Annotated in this window: 16 protein-coding genes; 3 read left to right on the forward strand and 13 right to left on the reverse strand. The window is 71.8% G+C overall.

From position 1 onward, the window contains the following. Window positions 1–123: 123 nt before the first annotated feature. The 5 genes from ACFYW7_RS15120 to ACFYW7_RS15140 form a co-directional block, all read right to left on the reverse strand. Window positions 124–1,680, reverse strand: coding sequence for a PucR family transcriptional regulator (locus tag ACFYW7_RS15120; RefSeq protein WP_389502050.1), 1,557 nt, complete (start codon window positions 1,678–1,680; stop codon window positions 124–126). 153 nt (window positions 1,681–1,833) lie between these two features. Next, a complete protein-coding gene (locus ACFYW7_RS15125; protein WP_389502052.1) occupies window positions 1,834–3,117 on the reverse strand; it encodes an aspartate aminotransferase family protein in 1,284 nt (427 codons plus the stop codon). Next, window positions 3,114–3,956, reverse strand: coding sequence for a nitrilase-related carbon-nitrogen hydrolase (locus ACFYW7_RS15130; RefSeq protein WP_389502054.1), 843 nt, complete (start codon window positions 3,954–3,956; stop codon window positions 3,114–3,116). Before ACFYW7_RS15130 ends, ACFYW7_RS15125 begins: the two co-directional genes overlap by 4 nt. Before the next feature lie 285 nt (window positions 3,957–4,241). Then, entirely contained in the window at window positions 4,242–5,867 is a 1,626-nt protein-coding gene (locus ACFYW7_RS15135; RefSeq protein WP_389502056.1) for a hypothetical protein, read from the reverse strand. 164 nt (window positions 5,868–6,031) lie between these two features. Next, window positions 6,032–6,286, reverse strand: coding sequence for a helix-turn-helix domain-containing protein (locus ACFYW7_RS15140; protein WP_389502058.1), 255 nt, complete (start codon window positions 6,284–6,286; stop codon window positions 6,032–6,034). Window positions 6,287–6,319: 33 nt separating this feature from the next. On the opposite strand from ACFYW7_RS15140, the gene map reads away from it, so the two are divergent. Then, window positions 6,320–7,087, forward strand: a complete 768-nt coding sequence (gene map, locus ACFYW7_RS15145; RefSeq protein WP_389502060.1) for a type I methionyl aminopeptidase — start codon at window positions 6,320–6,322, stop codon at window positions 7,085–7,087. A gap of 133 nt (window positions 7,088–7,220) precedes the next feature. Here the strand turns inward: map and ggt are convergent, their stop codons facing one another. Next, window positions 7,221–9,038, reverse strand: coding sequence for a gamma-glutamyltransferase (gene ggt / locus ACFYW7_RS15150; RefSeq protein ID WP_389502062.1), 1,818 nt, complete (start codon window positions 9,036–9,038; stop codon window positions 7,221–7,223). A 103-nt stretch (window positions 9,039–9,141) separates the two neighbouring features. Between ggt and ACFYW7_RS15155 the strand changes: the two genes are divergently transcribed. After that, window positions 9,142–9,948 carry a hypothetical protein gene (locus ACFYW7_RS15155; RefSeq protein ID WP_389502064.1) on the forward strand — a complete coding sequence of 269 codons (807 nt, stop codon included), beginning with the start codon at window positions 9,142–9,144 and terminating at the stop codon, window positions 9,946–9,948. A gap of 171 nt (window positions 9,949–10,119) precedes the next feature. Then, window positions 10,120–11,694: an alpha/beta fold hydrolase gene (locus tag ACFYW7_RS15160; protein ID WP_389502066.1), complete on the forward strand. Its 1,575-nt coding sequence runs from the start codon at window positions 10,120–10,122 to the stop codon at window positions 11,692–11,694. A gap of 430 nt (window positions 11,695–12,124) precedes the next feature. Here ACFYW7_RS15160 and ACFYW7_RS15165 read toward each other — a convergent pair whose 3' ends face one another. From ACFYW7_RS15165 to ACFYW7_RS15195, 7 genes are all read right to left on the reverse strand, one after another. Beyond that, window positions 12,125–12,868 carry an amino acid ABC transporter ATP-binding protein gene (locus tag ACFYW7_RS15165; protein ID WP_389502068.1) on the reverse strand — a complete coding sequence of 248 codons (744 nt, stop codon included), beginning with the start codon at window positions 12,866–12,868 and terminating at the stop codon, window positions 12,125–12,127. 155 nt (window positions 12,869–13,023) lie between these two features. Further along, window positions 13,024–13,464: a DUF6278 family protein gene (locus tag ACFYW7_RS15170; RefSeq protein WP_389502070.1), complete on the reverse strand. Its 441-nt coding sequence runs from the start codon at window positions 13,462–13,464 to the stop codon at window positions 13,024–13,026. A 719-nt stretch (window positions 13,465–14,183) separates the two neighbouring features. Further along, window positions 14,184–14,963, reverse strand: coding sequence for an exodeoxyribonuclease III (locus ACFYW7_RS15175; protein WP_389502072.1), 780 nt, complete (start codon window positions 14,961–14,963; stop codon window positions 14,184–14,186). Window positions 14,964–15,112: 149 nt separating this feature from the next. Continuing rightward, window positions 15,113–15,748: an MBL fold metallo-hydrolase gene (locus tag ACFYW7_RS15180; RefSeq protein WP_389502075.1), complete on the reverse strand. Its 636-nt coding sequence runs from the start codon at window positions 15,746–15,748 to the stop codon at window positions 15,113–15,115. Window positions 15,749–15,809: 61 nt separating this feature from the next. Further along, window positions 15,810–17,105, reverse strand: coding sequence for a 4-carboxymuconolactone decarboxylase (gene pcaC / locus ACFYW7_RS15185; protein ID WP_389502078.1), 1,296 nt, complete (start codon window positions 17,103–17,105; stop codon window positions 15,810–15,812). A 236-nt stretch (window positions 17,106–17,341) separates the two neighbouring features. Continuing rightward, a complete protein-coding gene (locus ACFYW7_RS15190) occupies window positions 17,342–20,731 on the reverse strand; it encodes a S8 family serine peptidase (protein WP_389502080.1) in 3,390 nt (1,129 codons plus the stop codon). A 226-nt stretch (window positions 20,732–20,957) separates the two neighbouring features. Next, on the reverse strand, window positions 20,958–21,986 hold the full coding sequence (locus ACFYW7_RS15195; protein WP_389502082.1) for a helix-turn-helix domain-containing protein: 1,029 nt from the start codon (window positions 21,984–21,986) through the stop codon (window positions 20,958–20,960). Between the last annotated feature and the right edge of the window lie 335 nt (window positions 21,987–22,321).

Below are 22,321 nucleotides of genomic sequence, written 5' to 3' on the forward strand. Positions count from 1 at the left end.
TCCCGTGTCCGCCTGAGCAGTCGTGTGCTTCACCGTCGTCGCGCATCGGGTCTCACCGTTGTCGTGCCGGGGGTCTCGTCGTGGTCGTGCATCGAACTTCACCGTTGTTCCCGTGTGTCGGCTTCACCGTTGTTGCGCGTCGTGCGCGAGCAGGGCGATGTGTACGGAGGCGGCCTGCTCGAAGTCGTCGAGGTCGACGCCGAGGCGGGTCTGTATCGCCTCCAGACGGCGGTAGAGCGCGGGCCGGCTGACGTGATGCAGCTGGGCGGTGCGCGACTTGTTGCGGCCGGTGGCGAGGTAGGTCCGCAGGACGGGCAGCAGTTGGTCGTCCGGCCGGGCGCCGCAGAGCAGTCCGTCGAGTTCCCGTTCCGCGAACGACTGGACGTGCGGGTCGTCCCGCAGCAGCCGGACGAGGCCGCGCAGGTGGACGTCGCGCAGACGCACCAGGGCCGGCTGGTCCAGGTCGGCGGGTGTGTCGGGGGCGGCCTCGGCGACGTGCAGGGCCTCGCGCAGCCCGGCGGGGACGTCGTCCCAGGCGGTTCGGGCTCCGGCGGCGGCCACGGTCACGGGGACGCCGGTCTCGTGCCGCAGCCGCAGGGCGAAGTGCGCGGCCAGGGCGTCGGCGTCCTGGTCACGGGCCAGGCTGAGCAGCAGGGCGACGACTCCGCCGGACAGTTCGGCGACGAGCCCGGGCAGCCCCAGCAGGCGCAGCACGCGGTCGAGCCGGGCCGGGTCGCCGTCCCGGACCACCAGGGGTACGAAGGTCCGGCGGTTCACGGGGAGTCCGGCCGCCCTGGCCCGGGGAAGGAGCTGGCGGGCCGGTACGACACCGCTCACCAGGTCGGTCAGCAGGCTCTGCGCGGACTCCGCCTCCCAGGTGTGGGCGGAGACCCCGAGCATGCGGTGCAGGACCAGGGCCTCGGCTCCGCGGTCGGCGAGCAGCCGCCCGGTCGCCGTGTCGCCCCGGTGGCCGCACAGCACGAGGCGGCCCCATCGCTCGCCCCGCCCGCCGAGTTCGGCGCGGATCCAGCCGTCTCCCTCTCTGCCGCCCGCCTGCCGGGCGATGCGGTCCCAGTCGCGCAGGACGTCGTCCACGGCGGAGCGTTCGCCGGCGGTGGCGAGGACCCGGTGGGCGAGGTTGGTGACGACGACGGGGCAGGCGGCGTGCACGGCGATCTCGTCGAGCATGCGCTGGAGCGGGGCACCGGTGGTGATGAGTCCGGTGAGTGCCGTTCGTACGGCCTCGGAGAGGCTCACGGCGGCGAACTTGCTCCGTACCAGCCGGGACTGGACCTCCTCCGTCAACTCGGCGAAGGGGAAGGGCCGGTGGAGCACGACCATCGGCAGCCCGCACCGTTCGGCGGCGCGGCGCATCACGACCGGGGGTGTGGGGAAGGCCCGGCCGAGTCCGAGGACGACCGCAGCGGCCTCGGCCCGGTGCAGCGAACGGATGTACTCGGCCTGGGCGTCCGGGTCTCCCGCGAGCAACACCCCGGTGGTGAGGACCATTTCGCCGCCGCTGAGCATGACCCCCACGTCCGCGGCCTCGGCGACGTGCACCCAGCGGACGGACCGGTCGAGGTGGCCGGCGCCGGCCACCACCTCGGGCTCTCCGGCGAGCACCCGGTCCAGGGCGAGGACCTGGCGCACCGAGAGGGCGGGTTCGGAGGCGGTGGTCATGGCGGCGTTCCCCTTTGTCCGTGGCTCGGTTCGCCTCCCGGGCGCCGCGGCCGGTGTCGTGGTGTCGACGCCCGCCCGGTGCTTCGGGTCTCGCGCGCCCGGGTCTTCGACACCGCGCGCCCCTTCCGCTCACCCGCCCTTGTTCACGATCCGTTACTGGGCCCGCCGCAGGGCGCTTTCGAGGATCGACGCGCCCTCCTCCGCCTCCGCGACGGTCAGCGAGAGCGGCGGCGCGATGCGCAGCACGCTGGTGTCGTGACCACCGCCCTTGCCGATCAACAGGCCTTCCTCGCGGGCGGCTTCGAGGACGGCCGCGGCTCCCGCGGGGTTGGCCCGGCCGGTGCGCGGTTCGACCAGTTCGACGCCGATCATCAGTCCGCGCCCACGCACCTCGCGTACGCCGTCGAACTGCGCGGCGACCGCCCGGAGCCGTTCGATGAGCAGGCCGCCGACGCGTCGGGCGTTGCCCTGGAGGTCGTGTTCGAGGAGGTAGGTGAGGTTCGCCAGCCCCGCGGCCATCGTGACCGGCGAACCGCCGAAGGTCGAGATGGAGTTGGAGTCGAGGCAGTTCATGATCTCGGCGCGGGCGACCACGCCGCCGATCGACATGCCGTTGCCGATGCCCTTGGCGAAGGTGAGCATGTCGGGCGGCCCGGAGGCGGCGTGCGCCTGCCAGCCCCAGAAGTGCTCGCCGGTGCGGCCCCATCCGGTCTGCACCTCGTCGGCGATCCACAGGACGCCGTGCTGCTGAAGTACTTCGCGGAAGGCCGCGTACAGGCCGTCGGGGGGTGCGGTGAAGCCGCCGACGCCCTGGATCGGTTCGGCGATCAGCGCGGCGGGCGACCGGACGTGGCCCAGCAGGTCCTTGAGGTCGTCGACGCAGGCGGCGATGAACGCGGCGTCGTCGAGGTCGGCGTACGGGCCGCGCGTGCGGACGCCGCCGTGCACGTACAGCGTCTGCAGCGGTGACAGGGAGGTAGGCGACCAGCCCTTGTTGCCGGTGATCCCGACCGAGCTGAACGACCGGCCGTGGTAGCTGTTGCGCATCGCCAGGATCTGGTTGCTCCGGCGATGGGTGGTGGCGAGCAGCAGGGCCGTGTCGTTGGCCTCGGTGCCGGAGGTGGTGAAGAAGACGCGGGCGTCGGGGATGCCGGAGAGCTGGGCCACGCGCTCCGCGAGGTCGATCATCGGCCGGTTGAGGTACAGCGTCGAGGTGTGGATGATCCGGCCGGCCTGCTCGCCGACCGCCTTCGTGACCTCGGGCAGGGCGTGCGCGGTCATCGTGGTGAGGATGCCGCCGAAGAAGTCGAGGTACTTGTTCCCCTCGGCGTCCCAGACGTGGCGGCCCTCGCCGTGGGTGATCTCGATCGGGTCCTCGTAGTAGAGGGCGAGCCAGTCGGGCAGGACGGCCTGATGACGGGCGTACAGGTCGGTCATGGCTGCACCAGCCCTTCGTAGGCGTCGGGGCGCCGGTCGCGGTAGAACGCCCACTGCCGGCGTACTTCCTCGATGAGGTCGAGGTCCAGGTCGCGGACGATGAGTTCCTCGGCCTTGTCGCTCGCCGTACCGCCGACGAACTGTCCGCGCGGGTCGACGAAGTACGAGGTTCCGTAGAAGTCGTTGTCGCCGTACTCCTCCTGCCCGACCCGGTTGATCGCGGCGATGAAGTACTCGTTGGCGACGGCCGCGGCGGGCTGCTCCAGCTGCCACAGATGGGCGGAGAGGCCGCGGGAGGTGGCGGAGGGGTTGTAGACGAGCTGGGCGCCGTTCAGGCCGAGCTGCCGCCACCCTTCGGGGAAGTGCCGGTCGTAGCAGATGTAGACGCCGATCCGGCCGACCGCCGTGTCGAAGACGGGCCAGCCGAGGTTGCCGGGCTTGAAGTAGTACTTCTCCCAGAAGCCCTTGACCTGCGGGATGTGGTGCTTGCGGTACTTGCCGAGGTAGGTGCCGTCGGCGTCGATCACGGCCGCGGTGTTGAAGTAGAAGCCGGACTGCTCGACCTCGAACACGGGCACGACGATCACCAGGCCGGTCTCGCGCGCGAGTTCCCTCATGCGGGTGACGGTGGGCCCGTCCGGGACGGCTTCCGCCCAGCCGTAGTGCTCGGGCTCCTGGACCTGGCAGAAGTAGGGGGCGTTGAAGACTTCCTGGAATCCGATGACCTTGGCACCCTGCCGGGCCGCCTCGCGGGCGTGCTCCTCGTGCTTGGCGACCATGGATGCGGTGTCGCCGGTCCAGGTGGCCTGGACCAGGGCGGCACGGACGACATTGGCCATGAGCTGCTCCTTCGACGGGACGTCAGAGAGCCTCTACGCCCGTAGACAAAGGCTGTAGAGGCTCGAAAGTAAGCCCCCCGGACAGCCTTGCCAAGACCATCGTCGTTAACCCGCCGAGTCGATCACGTTTCTGCCCCTCACGGGTGAGTGACGTGGCCGGTGATGCGTGAGGGTGGGGCCGATCGGAGGACGGCGCGCTCCCCTGCGCCGCCGCCGGACGGAGTCCGCGGACGGGGCGCGCGGTCGCCCTCCGGAGCGGGCGGCTCACGCCCGGGCCGGCGGCCGTCACGTCGTGAGACCGGCGACGCGTAAAGCGTGGAGCAGATCCCAGTGGCACGCGTCGGACACGTTCCGCGCGGCTTCCAGGAGAAGCGGGACAAGGCGATGGGGATCCGCCTCGGCGCTGCGGGCGGCCTCCTCCGGGGTGCGTACGCGGACGTACGCGTCGAGGAGCGCGCCGATCTCCCGTCCGCGCCCCTTGTCGGCGAGGTCCAGTACGGCGGCCCCGATCTCGGACGCGGGCCGGGCGACGCCCTGGCGCAGCATCTGCCGGCCGTCCTCGGCGCGGCCGGCGGCGGTGAGCGCGCCCGCCGCGTCGACCAGCCGGTCGGCGGGCAGCGAGGCCGCCTCCCACAGCAGGGTGGCCCAGTCCGCGTCGAGACCGGCGCGGTGCAGTTCGGCGGCGAGCAGGGGGAAGCGCGCGGCGGGCCAGTACGCCGCCTCGACGAGCAGGGCGTGCGCCTCGCCGCTGCGGCCGTCGCTCCGCAGTCGTGTGAGGGTCCCGACGGTGTCCGCGGTGAGCCGTCGCGCCTCCTCGTCCGGTGGTTCCGGCTCCGTCCGCGGGCGCGCCGGTTCCTCTTCGGCCCCCGCGAAACGCGCGCCGCGCGGTGTCCGCCTGCCCGGCGCGGCCTGGGTGGGCAGTGCCGGCGCTTCCTCCGGTACGGCCCCGGGCACCCCGTCCGGCTCCGCCATCCCGGCGAAGCGGGCGCTGCCCCGGGAGCGCCCGCTCCGCCGGGAACGCCGCTCGGGGGCGGGGGGTGCCACGGGAGGCGCGGAGTCCTCGGGAGTGGGCCGCGGACGGGCGGCGCGCCCGGTGGCCCCATGGGTCTCCTCAGGGCCTGCGTTCGGGTCACCCGCTCCCCGTTGCCGCCGCGGGACGCCGGGCTCACCGGCGCCTTCACGCGCGACACCCCTGCCGTCGGATCCGGCGTACGGCCCTTCGCGCCCCGTGTGCTCCGCCGGGGAGGACCCGGACCCCGCCTGCCCGGGAGCCTCCGGACGGAGGCCGGGGCCGGAGCCCTGAGGCCGGGCGAGGTCGCTCGCGCCGGGGTCGCGCACGCCCGGGCTCTCGTTCGTGTGCGTACCTGGAGAGCCCGCCGCGCCCCATGTACGGGCGCCCAGGGCGTGATGGTCGACCCTGTCCATGCGGTGACGGAGTTCGGCGCAGCGCGCGGTGGCGCGTTCCTGGTCGTCCTGGGCCCAGGCCAGGTCCACGCGGAGCGCCTCGGCCTCTTCCCCGGAACCGGCCGAGTGGAGCAGCCTGCCCAGCTCGGCCTGGCGTTCGGCGGCGTAGCGCCGTTCACGGAGCATGACGTCCAGACGGTCGCCCAGGGCGTCCCGGCCTCCCGGACGGGTGTCGTACGCGGCCAGCGAGGCGTCGTGCAGGGCGCGGGCCCGTGCGGTCTCCTGTGCGGCGGCGCGCTCGCCGAACCCCGTGAGCACATCCTGGAGGAGCGCCTCCACGACGTCCCAGGGCGGCACCTCCCAGCCTTCGAGGCAGGCCCGCATGCCGTCGGGGTCGCGTTGCCAGAAGACCCCGCACCAGCCGCCGCGTTGATCCAGCCGCCCCACCAGCCCGTTCAGGTACCTGGCGAACTCCAGTACCTGTACCGGGAGTTGTTCTACAGTCATCGCCCAACTCCCCGCCCGATCCGAGCACTCCGGTCCGACAGCGAACACCATATGTGTTACGCCGCGGCTACAGGCAGTTTTCGTCGGGCATGCGGAACCCTCGCGGACGGGCCGTGTCGACACACTCCCGTTCGGGCGCGCCGAACGGGTGCGGGTACCGGCCGTCAGGCCACCGGCACCAACGCGCACCGCACGACGAGGTCGTCCATCGAGAGGCTCAGGGCCCGTGCCAGCGCCGCGACCGTGAAGAAGGCGGGCGTGGGCGCGCGTCCGGTCTCGATCTTGCGCAGCGTCTCGGCGGAGATTCCGGCCACCCCGGCGACGTCCGCCATGCTGCGGCCCGCCCGGGCCTCGCGCAGCAGTCGTCCGAGCCGCTCGCCGCGTTCGCGCTCTTCGGGGGTCAGGGGGGTTCGCACCATGGACCCCATTCTAATACCGGTATAGTAATTGGCATGGTGGAACTGAAGACGGACACATCGATCGACGAGATGTACGCGGCGGGCCAGGTCGTGGGCAGGGCGCTCACGGCCGTGCGGGAGGCCGCCGACGTGGGCGTCTCCCTGCTGGAGCTGGACGAGGTCGCGCACCAGGTGCTGCGCGAGGCGGGCGCGACCTCGCCCTTCCTGGGATATCGGCCCTCCTTCGCGCCCACGCCCTTCCCCGCGGTCATCTGCGCCTCCGTGAACGAGGCGATCGTGCACGGCATCCCCACGACGTACCGGCTGCACGACGGCGACCTGGTCTCCGTCGACTTCGGCGCCGAACTGGGCGGCTGGGTGGGCGATTCGGCCATCAGCTTCATCGTCGGCGAGCCGCGCCCCGCCGACGTGCGGCTCGTGGAGACCGCCGAGCGCGCCCTCGCCGCGGGTATCGCGGCGGCCGTGGTCGGCAACCGCATCGGGGACATCGCGCACGCCGTCGGTACGGTGTGCCGCGCGGCGGGGTACGGGATCCCCGAAGGCTTCGGCGGCCACGGCGTGGGCCGCCGGATGCACGAGGACCCGGCCGTCCCGAACGAGGGCCGCCCGGGCCGCGGACTGCCCCTGCGGCACGGCATGGTCCTCGCCATCGAGCCCATGCTCATCGGCGGCGGTACGGACGGCTACCACCCCGCCCCCGACGGCTGGACGCTGCGCACCGACGACGGCTCACGCGCGGCCCACGCGGAGCACACGGTGGCCATCACGGACTCGGGCCCGCGCATCCTGACGGCTCGCTGACCGCGCGGGGCGCGGGCCGCCGCGGGGTGGAGCCGATCCGGCCGAGCCCCGTGGCGGCCCGCCCGCCACGAGGCTCGCCCCGCCCGCCGAGGCTCGGCCCTCCGCAGGGCTCGGTCGCCGTACGACCCGACCGCTACTGCGCGGGCCTCACCACCATCGCCGATCCGCCGCCCCGCCGTACCGTCTCCGCCGCGGCCAGCCACCTGCCGTCGGGAAGCCGCTGGACTCCGGTGGCCGCGCCGATCTCCGGGTTGAGCCGGAAGGAGTGGCCGATGGCTTCGAGCCGTGCCCTCGACGGGCTGTCGTACAGGCCGGGTTCGAGTTCGGTCTGGGCCGCGTTGCGCTGACTGGCGCGCGGTGAGGCGATCGCGTCGACCAGCGGGAGGCCCCGGTCGACGAACCCGGTGAGCGTCTGCAGAACCGTCGTGATGATGCTCGCGCCGCCCGGCGAACCGAGCGCCACGACGGGCCGCCCGTGGCGGTCGAGCACGATGGTCGGCGAGATCGACGAGCGCGGGCGCTTGCCGGGACCGGGCAGGTTGGGGTCGTGCACGGCCGGGTTGGCCGGCGCGAAGGAGAAGTCCGTCAACTCGTTGTTGAGGAGGAAGCCGCGCCCGGGGACCGTGATCCCGCTGCCGCCGGTCTGCTCGATGGTCAGCGTGTAGGCGACGACGTTGCCCCACTTGTCGGCCACCGTGAGATGGGTCGTGTTCTCGCCCTCGTACGTTGTCGGGGCGGCCGTCCCGGTGGTGGCGCAGGCGGCGGGACCGTTCGGGTCCCCCGGCGCGAGCGGGCTCGTCAGCACCGCGTCGTCCTTGATGAGGCAGGCCCGCCCGTCCGCGTACCTCTGCGAGAGCAGCGCCTTCGCGGGTACGTCCTCGAAGGCAGGGTCGCCCACCCAGCGGCCCCGGTCCGCGAAGGCGATCCGGCTCGCCTCGATGGAGCGGTGCAGGTACTGGACCTCACTCGCCTTCGAGAGGTCCGTCTTCTCCAGGATGTTGAGCGCTTCGCCGACGGTGGTGCCACCGGAGGAGGAGGGCGCGATCGAGTAGACCTGGAGACCGCGGTACGAGGTCCTGGTGGGCGCCCGGCGCTTCGCCTCATACGTCGCGAGGTCGTTCGGGGACAGCTTGCCGGGGCGGGCGTTGTAGCCGGACGCCGGGTCCACGGGCGGCTTGTTGACGGTGTCGACGATCTCCCGGCCGAGCGCGCCGCGATAGACCTCGTCCGTCCCCTTTCTCCCCAACTCCTCGTACGTACGGGCGAGATCGGGATTCCTGAACGTCGATCCGACGACCGGCAGCGAGCCACCGGGCAGGAAGAGTTTCGCGGTGTCGGGGAAGTTCTTGAAGCGCGCCTGGTTGGCCTCGGTCTGGGAGCGGAAGGTCGCGTCGACGGTGAACCCGGAGCGGGCGAGGCGCTCGGCCGGCTTCAGGACGCCGCTCAGGCGCTTGCTGCCCCACTCGTCCAGGGCCGTTCGCCAGGTGGCGGGGGTGCCCGGCGTACCGACGCCCAGCCCGCTGGTGACGGCGTCCGCGAAGGCGAGCGGCTTGCCGTTCTCCAGGAAGAGTCCGGAGTCGGCGGTCGAGGGCGCCGTCTCCCGTCCGTCGATCGTGTGCACCGTACGGGACTCGGCGTCGTAGTAGACGAAGTAGCCACCCCCGCCGATGCCGGACGAGTAGGGCTCGGTGACGCCCAGGGCCGCCGCCGTGGCGACGGCGGCGTCGACGGCGTTGCCACCGCTCCTCAACACCTCGACACCGGCGGCGGAGGCGTCCGCGTCCACGCTCGCCACGGCGCCTCCGTAGCCGACCGCGACGGGGACCTTCGCCACGGGCGCTCTCGCGGCCGCGCCGACGGCCGGTGCCCCGGGTGGCGCCGCCGCACCGACCGACACCACCGCGGCCGAAACCGCCAGGACCGCCAGATTCCGCGCAAGAGGGCGACGCATGCGTACCTCCAGTCAACAGACGTCTGCGCAGCGTAACTTCCGCGCCGTGCCCGCGTCAGGCCCCCTCGAACACCGTTTCGCGAGCCCGATAGCATGCGCGCCCATGAACGACGACGTGCGCAACATTGTCCTCGGCGTCCTGGCGGCCGGCATCAGTGCCGCGCTCGGCTGGCTCGCCCGCACCTATCTGTGGAAGCGCAGACTCCGCCGCAAGCAGGCGTTCTTCGGGCTGCCCGACAACTCCGAGTCCCTGCTGGTGGTGAACCGCGAGGCGGGCGGCCCCGAACTCACGGTGATGCGCCACGACGTGTTCGCGCTCCTCGAACTGTCCGCGCTCATCAAGGACTGCGGCGCGCACGCCCAGGTCATCGCGCACGACGCGACGCAGCAGGGCTTCGGGGAGCGGACGGAGTTCTGCGTGGGCGGCCCCGCGTCCAACCGGCGCATGGCCGCGCATCTGCACTCCCTGCTCCCCGGCATACGCGTCGACGTCGATTCCGAGCCGGGGCCCGACCGGGGCGCCTTCCAGATCGGCAGCGAGCACTACCGGATGGACTCGGGCAAGGCCGAGTACGTGATCCTCGCCCGTCTGACGGCGGGTCAGACCCGGGGCGCGAGGCCGGTCTTCCTCTTCTGCGGCCAGCGAGCCATCACCAACCAGGCGGCGACCCGCTACCTCGCCCGCAACCACACGCGCCTCGCCCGCAAGCACGGCGGCAGCAGCTTCGTCCTGCTCCTGAAGGTCGTGAACTCCCAGGCGTACGGCCCCGATGTCGTCGAGGTCGTCGCGGACGTCACGCGCGCCGCGCAGACACCGCTGCCCACGCCGGAGCCCACGACCACGCCGGCACCCACGCGCACGCGCACCTCGTCGGCCGCCAGGAAGCGCGCGGAGTCCGCGGATTCCTGAGCAGCACCGGTCATGTTCCGGCCAGGTCGGCGTGAACCGCCTCCGAGGTCCAGCCGGAAATGAACACTTCAACAACCGTTACTCGTACGTAACTTACCGACGGGTTACTTCAGGTAAGCCGTCGAGGTTACCGTCAGGTCACTTTGCACTGCCCTAGTGAGGAGTGACCCGTTGGGACACGGTCGCAATCCCCTGCGCACATCCGCCGTCGGTGCCCTCTCCGCGACCCTCATCGTCGCCGCGGGTCTGGGTCTGGCGCCCACCGCCCAGGCCGCGGGCGGCACGAGCGGCGTCCGCTTCGTCGACATCTCCGGTGACGGCGGCACGACCCTCAAGGCCAATGTGATCACCCCCGCCGGAGGTGACGGTACCCGCGCCTACCCGCTCATCGTGCTGCCCACGAGCTGGGGGCTCCCGCAGGTCGAATACCTCGTACAGGCCCAGAAGCTCGCGAACTCCGGTTATGTCGTGGTCGGTTACAACGTCCGCGGCTTCTGGCAGTCGGACGGCGAGATCGATGTCGCGGGCCCGCACGACACGGCCGACGTGTCCAAGGTGATCGACTGGGCGCTCGCCAACACCCCCTCCGATCCGCGCAGGGTCGGCGTGGCGGGCGTCTCCTACGGCGCCGGGATCAGCCTGCTCGCCGCCGCGCACGACAAGCGCGTCAAGGCCGTCGCGGCGCTGAGCGGCTGGGCCGACCTGACCGCGTCCATCTACTCCGGCCGCACCGAGCACGTACAGGCGGCGGCCCTGCTGAACGGCGTCGGCCATGTCACCGGCCACCCCTCCGCGGAGACCCAGCAGGTGTTCAAGGACTTCTTCGCCTCGAACCTGTCGAAGGAACAAGATCTGGTCGACTGGGGGAAGAAACGTTCCCCCGAGACGTACGTCGACCAGCTCAACAAGAACGGCGCCGCCGTCTTCATGGCCAACACCTGGGGCGACACGATCTTCTCGCCCAACCAGTACGCCACGTTCTACGACGAGCTGACCGGGCCCAAGCGGCTGGAGTTCCGTCCCGGCGACCACGCCACCGCCGAGCTGCCCGGCCTGTTCGGCCTCCCCAACGACGTGTGGACCGACACCGGCCGCTGGTTCGACCACTACCTGCGCGGCGCGGACAACGGCATCGACCGCGAGCAGCCGGTCCAGCTCAAGTCCCGTTCCACGGGCGGCTACGAGGGCTATTCCGACTGGAAGTCGGTCGGGGCCACCACGAGGAAGATCGCTCTCGAAGGCACGACCAGGATCCACGCGAACGTCGACTCGGGCGCGGACGGCGGCATCATCTTCCTGTCCAGCATCCTCGACCAGCTCACCCGGATTCCGCCGATGGCCTCGATCCCGTTGCTGCCGCGCTACTGGGCGGCGGTGTGGCAGTCGGAGAAGTACACGAGCGCCCAGCACGTCCGGGGCACCGCCAGGCTGCACACCACGGTCACCGCCACCAAGGGGAGCGGCACGCTCGTCGCGTACCTCTACGACGTGGGCCCGCTGGGCATCGGCAAACTGGTCAGCAATGCGCCGTACACCTTCCACGGGCAGACGCCCGGCCAGCCGTTCGGTGTGGACCTGGAGTTGTTCTCCACGGCCTACGACGTCCCGGCGGGGCATCGGCTCGCCCTGGTCGTCGACACGGTCGACCCGCTCTACATCGAGCACAACCCGTCCGGCGCGCAGCTGACCTTCTCCTCGCCGGAGCACGACCCGTCGTACGTGTCGGTGCCCCTGCGCGAGCAGTGATCTCCGGCTGCCGCCGGCCGGGCCTGGCCCTGTGAGCTGCCGCTCCCCCTACGGTGTCGGGGCCGTGGGGGGAACCCCACTCGGCGGCAGCGTCCCTGGTGCGGCCGGAGCCACGTCCAGGGCCTCGGTCTCGGGACCGCGCCGCTCCCACCGGGACGCCTGTACGGCGAACCGGAAGAGCAGCACGCACACCCCGAGCGGTTCGGCGAGATCACCGTCCCCGCGGGGATGAACGGCAAATCGTAGTCGACGTCGGCCGCGACCCGCTTCCCGGCGGGGGAAGAGCACGCTCACGGCACACGGACGGACCGGTGCGTGAGGGGCGGTGATCGCGGCCCGCGATACGACGAACGGTACGGGCGGGCGGTGCGGACGGGCTGTACGGACGCGCTTTCACACAGGTGGTGCACGTCGCGCGGGGGCTCCCCGCTCAGTGCTTGAGAATCTTCGAGAGGAAATCCTTGGCCCGGTCGCTGTGCGGGTTGACGAAGAATTCCTCCGGGGTGCGGTCCTCGATGATGCGGCCGTCGGACATGAACACGACGCGGTTGGCGGCGGAGCGCGCGAAACCCATCTCGTGCGTGACGACGACCATGGTCATCCCCTCCCGCGCGAGTTGCTGCATCACCTCCAGGACCTCGTTGATCATCTCGGGGTCGAGTGCCGAGGTCGGTTCGTCGAACAGCATGACCTTCGGGTCCATGGCGAGCGCGCGGGCGATCGCGACCCGCTGCTGCTGTCCGCCGGAGAGCTGAGCGGGGTACTTGGGGGCCTGCGAGGCGAGGCCCACGCGGTCGAGGAGTTGCCGTGAGCGCCGGTCCGCCTCTTCCTTCTTGCGGCCCCGGACCTTGGTCTGGCCGAGCGAGACGTTCTGCAGCACCGTCTTGTGCGCGAAGAGGTTGAAGGACTGGAACACCATCCCCACCTCGGCGCGGAGCCGTGCGAGGGACTTTCCCTCGTCCGGGAGCAGTTGCCCGTCGAGCTTGATCGTCCCCGACTCGATGGTCTCCAGACGGTTGATCGCCCTGCACAGCGTCGACTTGCCGGACCCGGACGGTCCGATGATCACGACCACCTCTCCCCTGTCGACGGTGAGGTTGATGTCCTGCAGCACGTGCAGCGCCCCGAAGTGCTTGTTGACGTCGTGCAGCTCGATCAACGGATCGCCAGCCATCCGGTCCGCCCCCTCTCAGCCGTGTCGGTCAGCGCAAACTATCGACGCGACACGGCCCTCGAAGGGCGACACGCGCGCGGGGCCGATATCTGCGGGTGAGGCCGCGTCACGGGCCGTCCCGACACGCCGACGGCATCCGGAATCCGCCGCACCGGCTACCCCTCCGAGGCCTCGGCGTACATCTGGGACAGCTCGGGCACGCCCTGCACGGCCCAGTCGAGCCCCGCCTCGACGACCGCGAGCTCCCGTCCCGAGACGAGTCTGACCACCGGGGTCCCGCCGGGCCAGACGTGCCAGGTGGCGCCCGTCACCGTGCGCACCACGACCGTGCCGAGGTAGAGGCCCGCGTCGTTGCCCAGCCAGGGCAGCGCCTCGGGGTCGTCGCGCCACAGCGGCAGGAGCTGGTCGAGCGCCGCCAACGAGGACGGGGTGTCGTCCAGTTCGAGGCCGACGGCGGCGGCCTGGGAACGGAGCAGTTCGCATTCCGAGAGCAACTCGGCGACGCCCTCCGGATCGTCCTCGAAGGCGGCGGCGAGGGCCTGGTCCCGCCGTACCGGACTCCGCTTGCGCCACTTGTCCAGGAAGGGGATGTTCATGACCGGCCTCTCCGTGGGGTGCGATCGCCGAAGCTTCGCGTTTCCGGCATTCGGCAAGAATGTATCTCGCGGCAGTTGATCTCAGGATCAGGCGAATCGCGTCGCCCCGGCTTCACCTCCCGGGCCTCACCGGGGTCCTACCCGGCCGGACGACACTCACCCCGCCGGGGCAGGACCGGACCGCGGACGAGATCTTCGGGTGAAGCGTCGTGCCGTGACCGGGAACGCCGGAAGTCCGCCCCGACGGCCGACGGTCCACCCGGCGGAGGGGCGCGGGGCGGACGAGTCGCGGTACCGCTCCGGCCGAACTCCCGCTCGACGATGGCCGGTTCGCGAGGGCGGCGTAGACGCGGGGGCCGGCTCCGGGCCGCCCTCGCACGGGCTCACTCGTTCGATCCCACGACGCGGCGAGGCGCCGTGGTCGCCGCCGTGCGCGCGGGGGTCGCGCGGCGCGCCCTGAGCACGGCGAGGAACAACTCGGGCTGCCCGCCTCGGCGCCGGGAGGGCTCGGGTGGACCGGGCGCGCGGCAGGCGGGCGCGCGGCGGCCGGGCGCGTGGCAGGCGGGCGGGCGGTGAGGATCAGCGGCCGTCGGGCGCGACGCAGATCGCGGAGGCGGTTGGTATCGCAGGGGGCGGTGGTCGCGCGGCCGCCGGAGATCGGGCCCGCCCGGGCCCCCTGCGGTCTCGTGGGGCCCGGGGGCGGGTCCGGGAGGTGTGTCCTAGACGTCGAGGTCCACGACGACCGGCGCGTGGTCCGAGGCGCCCTTGCCCTTGCGCTCCTCGCGGTCGACGTACGCGTCCTTGACCGCCGTCGAGAACGCCTCGTTGCCGTAGACGAGGTCGATGCGCATGCCCCGGTTCTTCGGGAAGCAGAGCTGGCGGTAGTCCCAGTACGTGTAGGGGTGGTCGTACTTGAGGGGACGCGGGACCACGTCCGTCAGGCCCTGCTCACGCAGGGCGCTCAGCGCGGCGCGCTCGGCCGGGGTGACATGGGTCAGGCCCTCGAACGCGGCCACGTCGTACACGTCGTCGTCCGTGGGGGCCACGTTGTAGTCGCCCAGCACGGCGAACGGCCGGCCGCCCGCGGCGTCGCCCGCCACCGCCGCTCTCAGGGCCTCGAACCACTGGAGCTTGTACGCGTAGTGGGCGTGGTCCACCTCGCGGCCGTTCGGCACGTACACCGACCAGACCCGGACCGGGCCGCAGGTCGCGGAGACGGCCCGGGGCTCCTCCACGCCCTCGTACCCGGGGCCGCCGGGCAGGCCCTTGACCACGTCCTCCAGGCCGACCCGGGAGATCACCGCCACGCCGTTCCACCGTCCCGTGGCGTGCACGGCCGACTCGTAACCCGCCTCGCGCAGCTGTTCGACCGGGAACTGCTCGGCGGCGACCTTGGCCTCCTGGAGGCAGAGCACGTCCGTGCCGCTGCTCTCCAGCCAGGCCAGCAGCCTCGGGAGACGGGCGGTGATCGAGTTCACGTTCCAGGTGGCGATGCGCATGCCTCACAACCTACCGGGCGGGTCCGACAACGGGTCCGCCGCCGACACCCGGGGACGGCGGTGCCGGCGTCGGAGAGCCACGGTCGCCGCCGCGCGGGCCGCCGGTGCGATCGTCGGGTTCACGCGCCGGGCGTCGTCGCTCCCGGGGCTCAGACCTCCGCCGAGGCTCCCGGCGCGAGCCGCAGGTGCTCGGAGCCGCCGAGGGCGCCGATCTGGCGGTCGTAGATGGGCCGGGCCAGGTCCGTGAGCAGGGCGTCGTGGATGTCGTACGTGCGTTGCGGCTCGACCTCGCGGACGTACTCGATGACCTCGGAGATCTTGTTCCACGGAGCCATCACCGGGAGCATCAGCGTCTCGACCGGCCGGCCGGGGACGGTGAGCGCGTCGCCGGGGTGGAAGACGCGGCCGCCGTCGACGAGATAGCCGACGTTGGTGATGCGCGGGATGTCCGGGTGGATCACGGCGTGCAGCTCGCCGTGCGCCTGGACGTCGAACCCGGCGGCGGAGAACGTGTCGCCGTGGCCGACGGTGTGCACCCGGCCGGGGAAGGCGGCGGAGATCTTCTCCGCCACCGACCGCAGGGTCCAGATCTCGGCGGCCGGGTTGGCCTCCATGGCCGTCCGCAGCCGCTCCTCGTCGAAGTGGTCGGGGTGCTCGTGCGTGACGAGGAGGGCGTCGGCGCCCAGGGCTGCGTTCTCCTCGCTGAAACCGCCGGGATCGATGACGAGCGTCCGCCCGTCCTTCTCCAGGCGGACGCAGGCGTGCGACATCTTGGTGAGTCTCATGGTTTCCATCCTGCCCCCGTGACCGCACGGGGGCAGGATTCCTCGGAAGCCGCCGCCGGGCTCACTCCTCGGGGGTCGTCTCCTCGCGGATGACCTCCTGCGCCACCTTGAAGGCGCTGTTCGCCGCCGGGACCCCGCAGTAGACGGCCGTCTGGAGCAGCACTTCCTTGATCTCCACCGGCGTGAGGCCGTTGCGCAGGGCTGCGCGGGTGTGGAAGGCGAGCTCGTCGAGGTGGCCGCCCGCCACGAGGGCGGTGAGGGTGACGCAGCTGCGCGAGCGCCGGTCCAGTCCGGGCCGGTCCCAGATCTCACCCCACGCGTACCGCGTGACGAGCTCCTGGAAGTCCCCGGAGAACTCGTCCGCCGAGGCCAGCACCCGGTCGACGTGCGCGTCCCCCAGCACCTCGCGCCGCACCTTGAGCCCGACGTCGTAGGGATCGGGCCGCCCCATGAGCTCGGACGGTACGGCGGGCGGGGCGATCTCCGCGAAGGGCCCGGCCTGCGGCGGTGCGACCGGCAGGGCGCGTGCCCGGGCGCCGAGGACCGCGAGCTGGCCGGTGGCCGGGTCGAAGGCCGGCTGCCAGGCGGTGGAGAAGTGCCGGACCAGCAGGTCCATGACGGCGGCGGGCTGCTCGACGGGGACCAGATGCGAGGCGCCGGGCACGACCGCGAGGCGGGCGTCCGGTATCCCGGCGACCAGGGTGCGCGCCTCCGCGGGCCCGGTGACCTCGTCGTCGGAACCGACGAGAACGAGCGTGGGCACTTCGACCATGCCCAGTTCGGCCCGCACGTCGAAGGCGGCGAGCGCCTCGCAGGCCGCGATGTAGCAGCCCGGGTCGGTGGTGCGCACCATCTGGACGGCCCACTCGGTGATCGCCGGCTGAGCCGCGGCGAAGCCGCTCGTGAACCAGCGTTCCGGTGAGGTGCGGGCGATCGGGTCGAGCCCGTTCGTCCTCACGATCACGCCGCGCTGCCGGAACTCGTCGGCGGTGCCGAAGCGGGGCGAGGCGGCGATCAGGGCGAGGGAGGCGACCCGCTCCGGCCGGCGCAGCGCCAGTTCGATCCCGAGGGCCCCGGTGAACGCGCAGCCCACGTATCCGAACCGCTGGACGCCCAGCAGGTCGAGGGTGGCGAGCAGGCGCTCCGCGAGTTCGGCCACCGATCCGGCCGGATACGCGGGGGCCCCGCCGTGTCCCGGCAGGTCGAAGCGGAAGACCCGCCAGTTCTTGGAGAGTTCCGGGACCTGCCGGTCCCACATGTGCCAGGTCGTCCCCAGCGAGGGACCCAGGATCAGGACAGGCGCGTCCTCCGGTCCGTCAAAGCGGTATTGCAGGGTGTTCGGTGGTGTCTCACTCACCCGCCCGACCCTCTCATACAGCACGAAATCTCACGTCGCTGGGGCGAAGCCAGCGCATCTTCTCCATCTCATCCCGACAGGTTCGGACCGTTCGCGACCTGATGGGTTCGGATATGCACTCTCCGGCGTGCATGCGTGACCGTGTCGACAAGAGGGTCCGGTTCCGCCCTCCTCCGGTACGACGGCGGGTCCGGCCGGCAGCCTCTCGCGCGAGGCTGCCGGCCGGACCCGGTCGGTCAGCGGACGTCGTAGGCGCGGGTGACGGTCTGGGTGACCGCGTTGCCCTTGGCGTCGGTGAGGGCGACCTTCGTCATGACCTGCCGGCCGGAGGCGCCGGTGTGGTCGAGGACGGCCGTCCACCTGCCGTACCGGTGCTGGGTCGGCGCCTCGGTCCAGGTGGTGCCGCCGTCGTACGAGTAGGACAGCGAGGCCTTCGTGATCGCGCCCGGGGTGTACCCGGCGTGGCCCTCGGCCGAGAGGCCGACCTTGATGCCGCTCTGTGCCGGCAGGGTGTTCAGGCCGTCGGCCGGCAGGTCGTACACCGGGGCGAGGATCGGCAGGCCGCGCGAGTAGACGTCCGGCTCGCGGTGGGAGCGGAAGCTCCACGTGGTGGTGACGGCGGTGGAACGCAGCCAGTTCCGGTCCGCGGAGAGGATCTTCTCCAGCTTCTGGGTGAGCTCGTACGCCGCGTCCTCGTCCGGCACCTCGAACACGCCGTACGGGTCGTAACTGCCGCCGATCTTCTCGCCGTCGCGCTTCAGCGTCAGGTTGCCGAGGTCGCCGAACGACCCTCCGTAGGTCCAGTGGTCACCGGAGTTGTCGACCCAGAGCGCGTTCTGGAAGCCCATCAGGTCGCCCTGCCGCTCGGCGGACAGCATCAGCTCGCCGTCGGCGTCGCGCGGCGCGGCCGGCCGCATCGGGCCGCCGTACCACTCCTCGGCCCGGCGCTCCCCGGCCCGGTAGGTGCGCTCCTGGTCGCCCATGAACGCGGCGAACGGGAAGCTGGTCATGACGCCGTGGTACCAGGAGTCGTCGCCCGTCGTGTAGTAGGCGGTGCGGGTACCGGGTACGTGGACCGGGCTGAACAAGCTGACGGTGAGCAGGTCGCTGTCGGCCCCGCCCGGACGGACGAACAGGGCGTCGAGGTAGTCCGCTTCCTTGCCCAGGGCGTTCCACGTCTCGGTGACGCGGGCCAGCCGGGAGTCCCTCGGCCGGTAGACCTGGTCGGAGTGCAGCGGACCCTCGGTGGGGTACGACAGGTTGTAGACGTAGGGCGCCCCGTCCTCGGAGCCGCTGGCGCGCCAGGTGGGCCGGAACTCGAAGGTGCCCTTCCCCGCGCGTCCGTCGATGTCCGCGTAGATCGCGGGGACGGTCTTGGCGACCACGACTGAACTGGCGATCTGCCAGGTGTCGTCCCACGTGCGGGCGTAGCTGAGGGTGGTGCTGTCGACCGTCGAGGGGCGGTCGGTCTCCAGGCTCAGCCGGTGGGCCTCGCGGGCGTCGAGGACGACCGTGGTGTCACGGGTGATCCGGAACTGCGGCTTCGCGAGGTAACTGACCGATTCGGCCTTCTTGTTCGCGTCGTACGACGTCACGTAGCTGCTCAGGGCGTAGTCGCCGGGGCGCACGTTGAACACCTGGTCGGCCGCGCCCGCGTTGATGCGGCGCTCGCCCTTGTCGATGTCGAGCTCGACGAGGTCCATGGAGGACGGGCCCGCCGCGGGGGTGCCGTTGCGGTCGAGGAGCTTGACCCGGAGCGTGACCGTCTCCGGCTGGACGTAGAGGGTCACGGGCACGGAGACGCGCGCGCCGCCGCCGGTGGCCAGGAGCCGGCCGGTGACCGCGCCGTACTGGGCGTCCCTGAGACGGGCGGTGGGGTCGATCCGCAGCGGGACCTGGACGGTGGCCCCGGCGGGGATCCGTACCCTGCCCTGTCCCAGCTCGACGATGTCGGAGCGGACGTCGCTGCCGTCGTTGCCGTGCAACCCGCCGACCTTCAGGTCCAGGGTGAGGTCACGTCCGCCGGTGTTGGTGAGGGGCACCTGCGTGGTGGTGCGGTCCGACCTGTCCTGCGGCCAGTTGTAGCTGCCGGCCTGGACGGCGGCCGGGGCGAGCACCTTCTGGTTCACCGCGCCGAACACGTCCAGCACTCCGGAGCCGGTCTCGTCCGCGCCGGCGACCTTGCCGCCGGTGCGGGCGGAGGAGACCAGGGCGTCCTTGATCTGCTGCGCGGTCCAGTCCGGGTGGGCCTGGCGGACGATGGCCGCGGCGCCCGCGACATGCGGGGTGGCCATGGAGGTACCGGACATCGACTGGTAGGCGTAGACGCCCCGGCCGCCCGCGTTGGCCGCCGAGATGCCGACACCGGGGGCGGCGATCTCAGGCTTGAGGGTGTGGGTGACGGCGACCGGACCGCGGCTGGAGAACGGTGCCGTGGTGTCGTCGCGGTCGACGGCGCCGACGGTCAGCACGCCGGGCACGCAGCCGGGCGAGGAGACGGTCTCGGCGGCCGAACCGGAGTTGCCGGCCGCGACGACGAACAACGAGTGGGTGTTCTGCGAGAGTTCCTTCGCGGCCTGGGCCACCGGGTCCGTGCAGTCGCGGATCGTGGCATTGCCGAGGCTCATCGAGACGACGTCGGCCTTCTGGTCGACGGCCCACTGCATGCCCGCGATGACCCAGGAGTCCTGACCGGAGCCCGAGTCGTCGAGGACCTTGCCGATGAGCAGGGACGTGCCGGGGGCGACGCCCTTCTTCAGGCCGTCGCTGGCCGCTCCGGTCCCGCCGACCGTGGAGGCGGTGTGGGTGCCGTGACCGACGTGGTCGGTGGTGTCCTTGGAGTTCGTGAAGTTCTTGGACTCGGTGATCTGGCTCTTCAGGTCCGGGTGTTCGGCGTCCACGCCGGTGTCCAGCACGGCGACCTTGGTGCCTTTGCCGTCGTAGCCGGCAGCCCATGCCTCCGGGGCGTGCACCTGCTTGGTGGAGCGGTCCAGCGTGCCCTCGACCTTGCCGTCCAGCCACAGCTTCTTCAGCGTGGAGGCGGAACGCGAGCGGGTGCCGGTGACGTCCTGCCAGAAGGCGGCGGCGGTGTCCTTGCCGGCCTTGAGCGCGACGCCGTCCACCGCCGGGAGGCTCAGGCCCCGCTCGGCTCCGCGAGGGGCGGCCGGCGTGCTGTCGGCGAGGTTCACGCTCTTCTGGTACGTGGCGATGAGCGGCAGCGCGTCGGTGTGCTCGTCGTCGTATCCCTGACGGATGAGCCCGGTGACGTTGAACAGCTGCTCGTCGACCTTGCCGTCGGCGATGGCCCGGGAGGCGTCGTCCGGGTAGACGTAGAGGTCCTTGCCGCTCTGATACGTCTGGACGGTCGGCCGGGTGCCGTCCTCACGGGGCAGGACGGACGCGGAGCTGTGGCCCGCCGGGTCCGTGGTCACCAGCACCTTGTCGCCGGTGACGAGGGTGACCGACACCTGCTTGCCACCCGCGGTCGCGGTCCCGCTGCCGACGACGGGTCTCTTCCCCGACGCTCCGTCAGACGGCTTGTCGGCCGCCCCGGAAGGCGCGACCGCGGTGACGCTCAGGACGGCGGCGGTCGCCGCGCCCAGAGCCGTACGCGTTATGGAGCGCATGAATTTCCCCAATGGATACCGTGAACATGCCAGGATGTGGCTGCAGCCTGACACGCCCTCGGATCGAAGAGGGATGCCGGCGGGTGACGGGTTTCCCGCATGTCGGCTTCCCGCCACGCGACAGCCGTGGCGGCCGGGTGAGGCGGTGCGCCTTCGAGTCCGGCAGGTGCTGGTACGCCCGCATTCCGCCCCCGCGCGATCGTCCGGCGCCTATCGGCCCGACGGGTCAGAACCAGCCCGCGCGCGCCGCGTGCCACCCGAGCTGAAGGCGCGAATCCGCTCCGGCGAGGTCCATCAGACGGCGGGTCCGGCGCTCCACCGTGCGGATGGACAGACCGAGCTGGGAGGCCACCCGCCGGTCGGAGATCCCTGCCAACAACATGGACAGGACTTCCAGTTCGCCCTCGGTCGGCTGTTCGTCGGCCGTCACCGCCGCGTGTACGCCGGTGGTGGTGGCGTATAGCGGACGGGCCTGCTCCCATTCCTTCTCGAAGAGATGGACCAGGGCGGTCAGCAGCCCGCTGCGGTGCACCACGATGGCGCTCGGCTCACCGCCGGAGTCCGACATGTCCAGCGGCACCATGGCCCGCTCCCGGTCCGACACGACCATCTTCAGCGGCAACGAGTCGACCAGGCGGATCTCCAGGCCCGCCGTGATGGCCTCCCGGACGTCCCGGCCCACGTCGGGCCCGTCGAGATAGTCCTTGGCCGCCACGACCCGGAAGTCGACCCCGCGGTCCAGCGCCGAACTCTCCGAGGCGTCGGCGTCCTCACGCGGCACCGCGTTGGGCTCCCCGACGAGAAAGACGAGCAACTCCCGCTGGGCGCCGCGTTGCAGTTGGTGGAAGCGGTGCGCGACCTGCTCCACCCCGACGACCACCTCCATGACGCTGCCCGCGGGATGCGCGGCGGTACTGCGGTACTGCTCGGTCAGCATCGAGAACGCGGTCTCGGCCCGATGGAGTGCGTTGCGCTGCTCGACGAGGAGCGGGGCCAGGGCCACCGAGGGCGGGGTGAGCCGATAGCGGGCGGGCGGCCGTTCGGCCCCGTGCGCGGCCGAGTCGGGTACCGTGCTCCCGGCCTCGGCGGCGATCGCCACCAGGCCACGTGCCGACAGCCCGACCAGGATGCGGGTGGTCTCGGACTCCTCGAGCCCGGTCTGCCGGGCGAGTTCCGGCGCGGAGGCTGTCGGACGGGCGAGCAGCGCGGTGTAGACAGCCTCTTCGGTCAGGCCCAGACCCAACGCCTGCAGCATCCAGCTCCCCCTCGGACAGCCCCTGCGTCTGCCCTTGGCGCGGCTCGGGTGGACCGAGCGGATCGGTGTCGCCGCACCCTATCCCACCGGCGAGAAGTCACTTTTGGGCACTGCCTGTTGGGCCCTATGGGGTGGGGCACCCCGGCAGGAAGTCCTCGACCGTGCTCCCCCTCGGGAGGCATCTCGCCGCGACGGTCGTTCCGTTCGGTCTCCAGCCAGCCCAACCGTGGCGTGTGGAAGCCCAGTTGCATGCGGTTCCATACGTTCAGGGAGTCCATCAGGTACCGGATCCGGCGCTGCACCGTCCGCAGGGAGGTGTGCAGTCGGGTGGCCCT

The organism is Streptomyces sp. NPDC002580 (genome assembly GCF_042889485.1).
GTDB lineage: Bacteria > Actinomycetota > Actinomycetes > Streptomycetales > Streptomycetaceae > Streptomyces.